Origin of the sequence: Streptomyces scabichelini (assembly GCF_011045015.1) — a bacterium.
GTDB classification, from domain to species: Bacteria; Actinomycetota; Actinomycetes; order Streptomycetales; family Streptomycetaceae; genus Streptomyces; species Streptomyces scabichelini.
On record NZ_JAAKZY010000351.1, the window covers coordinates 1 to 6,625 of the forward strand.

The 6,625-nt window shown below is 69.5% G+C and carries 5 protein-coding genes; 1 reads left to right on the plus strand and 4 read right to left on the minus strand.

What is annotated here, in order from left to right; all coding sequences use genetic code 11:
• Nucleotides 1-179: 179 nt before the first annotated feature.
• Nucleotides 180-1,445, plus strand: coding sequence for an alpha-L-fucosidase (locus G5C60_RS48760; protein WP_165270427.1), 1,266 nt, complete (start codon nt 180-182; stop codon nt 1,443-1,445).
• A gap of 57 nt (nt 1,446-1,502) precedes the next feature.
• On the opposite strand, the gene G5C60_RS48765 is transcribed toward G5C60_RS48760, so the two are convergent.
• The 4 genes from G5C60_RS48765 to lnt form a co-directional block, all read right to left on the minus strand.
• On the minus strand, nt 1,503-1,784 hold the full coding sequence (locus G5C60_RS48765) for a metal-sensitive transcriptional regulator (protein ID WP_165270429.1): 282 nt from the start codon (nt 1,782-1,784) through the stop codon (nt 1,503-1,505).
• 155 nt (nt 1,785-1,939) lie between these two features.
• A complete protein-coding gene (locus G5C60_RS48770; RefSeq protein WP_165270431.1) occupies nt 1,940-4,159 on the minus strand; it encodes an NADP-dependent isocitrate dehydrogenase in 2,220 nt (739 codons plus the stop codon).
• 106 nt (nt 4,160-4,265) lie between these two features.
• Complete coding sequence (locus G5C60_RS48775; protein WP_165270433.1) at nt 4,266-4,739, minus strand: NUDIX hydrolase; 474 nt, start codon at nt 4,737-4,739, stop codon at nt 4,266-4,268.
• A 66-nt stretch (nt 4,740-4,805) separates the two neighbouring features.
• Complete coding sequence (gene lnt, locus G5C60_RS48780; RefSeq protein ID WP_165270435.1) at nt 4,806-6,419, minus strand: apolipoprotein N-acyltransferase; 1,614 nt, start codon at nt 6,417-6,419, stop codon at nt 4,806-4,808.
• Nucleotides 6,420-6,625: the final 206 nt, after the last annotated feature.

The following is a 6,625-nucleotide window of genomic DNA, read 5'->3' on the forward strand; positions in this document are numbered from 1 at the left end:
ATCAGGCCGTTGGCGGCCATGGCCTTGAAGTACTCACTCCTGGGGTGGATGTTGCACGTGTAGTGCTCGTCGATGCGGCTGACGGCCTTGGAGCGCATGCCCGCGCATGGTGAAAACGGACCAGTAGTGGGTGACGGCCGCCCACGCGCCGTCCACGGCGCCGCGCATAGCGTGGGCGCATGCCGATGCAACCCTGGTTTCCCGACGCCAAGCTGGGCGTCTTCATCCACTACGGCATCTACGCCGTGGCCGGAGCGGCCGAGTCCTGGTCCTTCTACACCGGCGAGATGACGCACGAGCAGTACATGAAACAGCTCGACGGCTTCACCGCGTCGCGCTACGACCCGGACGCCTGGGCCGAACTGTTCGCCCGCGTCGGCGCGAAGTACGCGGTGCTCACCGCCCGGCACCACGACGGCGTCGCCCTGTGGGACACCGACCACCGCAATCTCGACGTCGTCCGGGACACGCCGGCCGGCCGCGACCTCGTCACCGGATTCGTCGACGCGCTGCGCGCGCGGGACCTCAAGGTCGGCCTCTACTACTCGCACTCCGACTGGAACCACCCGGACTACCCGAGCGAGAGGCACCCCGGGCCACACCTCGTGGCACCCAACGGCTACTCGAGCGCCGAGCCCGGCAAGGAGGACCCGGAGGCCTGGGCGCGCTACCTCGCGTACCGGGACGGCCAGGTCGGCGAGCTCGTCGAGCGCTTCCACCCCGACATCCTCTGGTTCGACGGCGAGTGGGAGCGTACGGAGGAGCAGTGGCGGATGCGTGAGCTGGCCGAGCTGATTCTCGCGGGCAACCCGGACACCATCCTCAACGGCCGCATGCTCAGCTACGGCGACTACGCCACGCCGGAACAGGGGACCCCGCTCCAGGCCCCGGACGGCCCCTGGGAGCTGTGCCTCACGATCAACGACTCGTGGAGTTACCGGCCGCAGGACCGCGACTTCAAGTCGGTGCGCCAGTTGGTGCGGTACTTCACCGAGACGATCGGCATGGGCGGCAACCTGCTGCTCGGCGCGGGGCCTCGGGAGGACGGGACGATCCCCGACGAGCAGATCGAACGCCTGGAAGGCCTCGGCGCGTGGATCGCGCGGCACTCCGACGCCGTGTACGGGACGGTCGCCGGGCTGCCCGCCGGGCACCACTACGGTCCCAGCACCCTGTCCGCCGACCGGCGCACGCTGTACCTGGTGTGCTTCGACGCGCCGCGCGAGTCCGTCTCGGTACGCGGGCTGCGCAATCGCGTCCTGCGGGCCACGGTCCTGGGCACGGGCAGGGAACTGGGCCACCACGTCACGGGTGGCCTGGACGCGGTGCCCGGCGTGACCTGGATCGACGCCCCCGAGCCGACCGACCTCGACGACCAGGCCACGGTGTTGGCCCTCGAACTCGAAGGGGAGCTGGATCTCTACCGGGGGTCGGGGCGGGACTGAAGCGTCATACCCTGGTCCCTTCACCCTTTCATCCCACTGGACCGCGGCTCGTCCAGGTCAGGCGAGGGAGAGGAAGAGCTTCTCCAGCCGGGCCCGCATCTGGTCGCGGTCCATTTCCGGCTCACCGTTCTCCGGGGCCATGCAGTGCTCAAGACCGGTCGCGATGATCGCGAACCCGGCGCGGTCCAACGCCCGTGACGCGGCGGCCAGTTGGGTCACCACTTCATCGCAGGAGCGGCCCTGCTCGATCATGTTGATCACTCCCGCGATCTGTCCCTGAGCCCGCTTGAGCCGGTTGATCACGGACTTCAGTTCGTCGGCCGCCATCTGCAGTTCCATACGAAGCGCTCCCTCGCTGTATACCCCACCCGGTACTCTACGCCGTCGCTTCCCGGGCCTGCCGAGCACAGATCGGACCGCCCCGGTCGGCGGACTGCCGACCGGGGCGGAAGGGGTTGTTTCCGAAGGAACAGAGGCGTTCCCTCCGCGGACCGTCAGGCCAGCGAAGCGAGCACCTGGTTGAAGGTTGCCGACGGGCGCATCACGGCGGAGGCCTTGGCGGGGTCCGGCCGGTAGTAGCCACCGATGTCGGCCGGCGAGCCCTGCACGGCGAGCAGTTCGTCGACGATGGCCTGCTCCTGCGTGGTGAGCGTCTCGGCCACCGAGGCGAACGCCTTGGCGAGCGCCGCGTCGTCGGTCTGCTTCGCCAGCTCCTGCGCCCAGTAGAGCGCCAGGTAGAAGTGGCTGCCGCGGTTGTCGATGCCGCCGACGCGACGACTCGGCGACTTGTCGTTCTCCAGGAACGTCGCGGTCGCGCGGTCGAGGGTGTCGGCGAGCACCTGGGCGCGCGCGTTGCCGGTCGTCTGCGCGAGGTGCTCGAAGCTGACCGCGAGCGCGAGGAACTCGCCCAGGCTGTCCCAGCGCAGGTAGTTCTCCTTGACCAGCTGCTGGACGTGCTTCGGCGCCGAGCCGCCGGCGCCCGTCTCGAAGAGGCCGCCGCCGTTCATCAGGGGGACGACCGACAGCATCTTGGCGCTGGTGCCCACCTCCAGGATCGGGAACAGGTCGGTCAGGTAGTCACGCAGGACGTTGCCGGTGACCGAGATGGTGTTCTCGCCGCGGCGGATGCGCTCCACGGAGAGCTTCGTGGCCTCGACCGGGGTGAGGATCCGGATGTCCAGGCCCTCGGTGTCGTGCTCCGTCAGGTACTGCTTGACCTTCTCGATGAGGACGGCGTCGTGCGCGCGGCTCTCGTCGAGCCAGAACACGGCCGGGTCACCGGTGGCGCGGGCGCGGGTGACGGCCAGCTTCACCCAGTCCTTGATCGGGGCGTCCTTGGTCTGGCAGGCGCGGAAGATGTCGCCGGCGGAGACGGTCTGCTCCAGGACGACGTTGCCGGCCTGGTCGACGAGGCGGACCGTGCCGGTGGTGGGGATCTCGAAGGTCTTGTCGTGGCTGCCGTACTCCTCGGCCTTCTGCGCCATCAGGCCGACGTTCGGAACCGAGCCCATCGTCGACGGGTCGAAGGCACCGTTCGCACGGCAGTCGTCGAGGACGACCTGGTAAACGCCCGAGTAGCTGCTGTCCGGCAGAACGGCGAGCGTGTCGGCCTCATCGCCGTCCGGGCCCCACATGTGGCCGGAGGTGCGGATCATGGCCGGCATGGAGGCGTCGACGATGACGTCGGAGGGGACGTGCAGGTTGGTGATGCCGCGGTCGGAGTCGACCATCGCCAGCTCGGGACCCTCGGCGAGCTCGGCGTCGAAGGAGGCCTTGATCTCGGCGCCCTCGGGCAGGGACTCCAGGCCCTTGTAGATGCCGCCGAGTCCGTCGTTCGGGGTGAGCCCGGCCGCGGCGAGCGTCTCGCCGTACTTCGCGAACGTCTTCGGGAAGAAGGCGCGCACCACGTGACCGAAGACGATCGGGTCGGAGACCTTCATCATCGTGGCCTTCAGGTGCACGGAGAACAGCACGCCCTCGGACTTGGCGCGGGCGATCTGCGCGGTCAGGAACTCGCGCAGCGCGGCGACCCGCATGACCGAGGCGTCGACGACCTCATCGGCGAGGACGGGTACGGACTCGCGCAGGACGGTGGTGGAGCCGTCGTCGCCCTTCAGCTCGATGCGCAACGCACCGGCCTCGGAGATCACCACGGACTTCTCCGTGGAGCGGAAGTCGTCCACACCCATGGTCGCGACGTTGGTCTTGGACTCGGAGGTCCAGGCGCCCATGCGGTGCGGGTGGGCCTTGGCGTAGTTCTTCACCGAGGCGGGGGCGCGGCGGTCGGAGTTGCCCTCGCGCAGGACCGGGTTGACGGCGCTGCCCTTGACCTTGTCGTAGCGGGCGCGGATGTCGCGCTCCTCGTCGGTCTTCGGGTCGTCCGGGTAGGCCGGCAGCGCGTAACCCTGCTCCTGCAGCTCGGCGATCGCGGCCTTCAGCTGCGGGATGGACGCCGAGATGTTCGGCAGCTTGATGATGTTCGCCTCTGGCGTCTTGGCGAGATCGCCCAGCTCGGCCAGGGCGTCCGGGATGCGCTGCCCCTCTTCGAGGTACTCCGGGAAGAGAGCGATGATCCGCCCCGCCAGGGAGATGTCCCGCGTCTCCACGGTGACCCCGGCCGTCGAGGCGTAGGCCTGGATCACCGGCAGGAACGAATGCGTCGCCAGGGCCGGGGCCTCGTCAGTGTGCGTATAGATGATGGTCGAGTCAGTCACCGGGTGCTCCGCTCCACGTCTGCAACATTGCTCGACATCAAGATATCTCGTGATCGCCCCTCATCCGACAGGGGGCCGCACAACCTCATGCCGAGCTCGGGTCATCTCAAGTCATGGGATCGAACCAGGTGGGTGTGTCGGACAGTGCCTGCTTGATCCGGAACAGTCCGTGCTCGTTCAGCTCCGGCAGGGCGTCGACCGGGAACCAGCCGACCTCCAGCGACTCGTCGTCGTTGACGCGTGCCTCGCCGCCGACGGCCCGGCAGCGGAAGGTGATGTCCATGTACTGGCAGGTGTCGCCGTTGGCGTAGGTGACCGGCTCGAGGGCCTGCACCAGGACGACCCGCTCGGCGACGCAGTGCACCGCCGTCTCCTCGAAGACCTCACGCACCGCACAGGCCGCCGGCTGCTCGCCCGGGTCCGGGATGCCGCCGATCACCGACCACTTGCGGGTGTCGGCGCGGCGCCCCAGCAGCACTCTGTCTTCGTCGTCGAGGACGATGGCGGTGACTCCGGGGAGCCAGAGCAGTTGCTGGCCGGCAGTGGCCCGGATGGCGGTGATGAAGTCAGGAGTAGCCATGGAGCGACCCTAACGGCCCGGCTCCGTCACTCCGGCGAGTTCCGGGCGCGTACGACCGGCTTACGGCTATGCGTCACCGGCGCGTCGCCCGCGGACTCCCGTCGTCACCGCCCAGCCGAGGCCGGCGGCGGCGACCAGCACGAGCGCCGCCTCGGGGAGTACGCCGAGCCGTGTCGCCGGAGTCTGCGAGGAGCGCAGCGGCACCTCCTGGACCAGCGAGTCCGCCACGAACATGCCGGTCTTCTGCGTGATCTTCCCGTCGGGCATGATCACGGCGCTGACGCCGCTGGTGACCGGGACGGTGACGGTGCGGCTGTGCTCGACGGCGCGGACCCGGGACATGGCGAGCTGCTGGTAGGTCATCTCGCTGCGGCCGAACGTGGCGTTGTTGCTCGGTACGGAGATCATCTGGGCGCCGTCGGTGACCGTGTCGCGCACGGCCCAGTCGAAGGCGGCCTCGTAGCAGGTCGCGAGCCCGACCTTGGTGCCCGCCATGGTGAACACGCCCGGCTCGCTGCCCCGGCTGAAGTTCTGGCGCACCATCGACGTCCAGTCCTCGTTGATGGCGCCGACGAGCGAGCGCAACGGGAGGTACTCACCGAACGGCTGGATCTGCCGCTTGTCGTAGGTGTCGCCGGGCCCCTTTTCGGGGTCCCACAGGATCTGCTCGTTGTAGAGCTTGCCGTTCTTCTCGACGACGCCGCCGACCGAGATGGGCGCGCCGATCGCCTTGACGGCCGCTTCGATCACGTCGCGCGCGTCGGGGTTGCTGAACGGGTCGATGTCGGAGGAGTTCTCCGGCCACAGCACGAAATCAGGCTGGGGCACCTTGCCCGCCTTGACCTGCGCGGCCAGGCGCTCGGTCTCCCGGACGTGGTAGTCGAGCACCGCGCGCCGCTGGGCGTTGAAGCCGAGGCCCGCGCGCGGGACGTTGCCCTGGATGACGGCGACGGTCGCGGTTCCGTCCTCCGCCTTGTCACTGACCAAGGGCCGCGCGGCAAAACCGCCCACCACGGGGAGGACGAAGCTGAGGAGAGCCACAGCGGCGGCCCCGCGCCGTACGACATGGGTGCGCCGCACTTCGACGACCTGGCGGACGATCTCGTACAGCCCGAAGCCGCACAGGACGACCGCGAACCCCAGCACCGGGGTGCCGCCCACGGCAGCGAGCGGCAGGAAGACGCCGTCGGCCTGGCCGAAGGCGATCTTGCCCCAGGGGAAGCCGCTGAACGGCACGCGCGCGCGTGCGGCCTCGCCCGCGGTCCACAGAGCGGCCGCCCACACAGGCCAGGCGGGCAGCTTCGACACGGCCGCCACACCGGCGCCGACGAGCGCGACGAACACCGCCTCGATGACGACGAGGGCCAGCCACGGTCCCGGGCCGACCTCCACACCGGTCCACACGAGCAGAGGCAGCAAGAAGCCGAGCCCGAAGAGGTAGCCGAGCCGGAGGCCCGCCTTCCAGGTGCGGCCGCGCAGGCACCAGCCGAAGACCGCGAAGGCCGGCAGGGCGAGCCACCACAGGGTGCGCGGCGGAAAGCTGACGTAGAGCAGCACTCCGGAGAGTGCCGCGGCGGCGGCCGGGCCGAACCGCTGGACCAGCCGCGTCGCCCGCGATACGGGGCGGGCCTGCGGTCCGAGCTGTTCCGGCTGGTCTACGGATGTTGCTGTGGCGGTCACTCGGGGAGTGTACGGCGCGTGACCTGAACGCCGACAGCGCGGCCCGTCCGCACCTGGCCAGGACCCTGCACTCCGCAGCTGCATCGTTTCTGCGCAACTCGTCCACAAACCGGCGCACCACCCGTTACGGTGTGCCGAAGCCCCTCACGTACGGCCGTATCCGGCCAACCGGTCGGGGTCCGTCATGGGTCGGGGGGCGACGGGGT

Excerpts from the sequence above, each read along its gene's own strand:
- G5C60_RS48760 (WP_165270427.1), top strand. The coding sequence starts at position 180 with ATGCCGATGCAACCCTGGTTTCCCGACGCCAAGCTGGGCGTCTTCATC.
- G5C60_RS48765 (WP_165270429.1), bottom strand. The coding sequence starts at position 1,784 with ATGGAACTGCAGATGGCGGCCGACGAACTGAAGTCCGTGATCAACCGG.
- G5C60_RS48775 (WP_165270433.1), bottom strand. The coding sequence starts at position 4,739 with ATGGCTACTCCTGACTTCATCACCGCCATCCGGGCCACTGCCGGCCAG.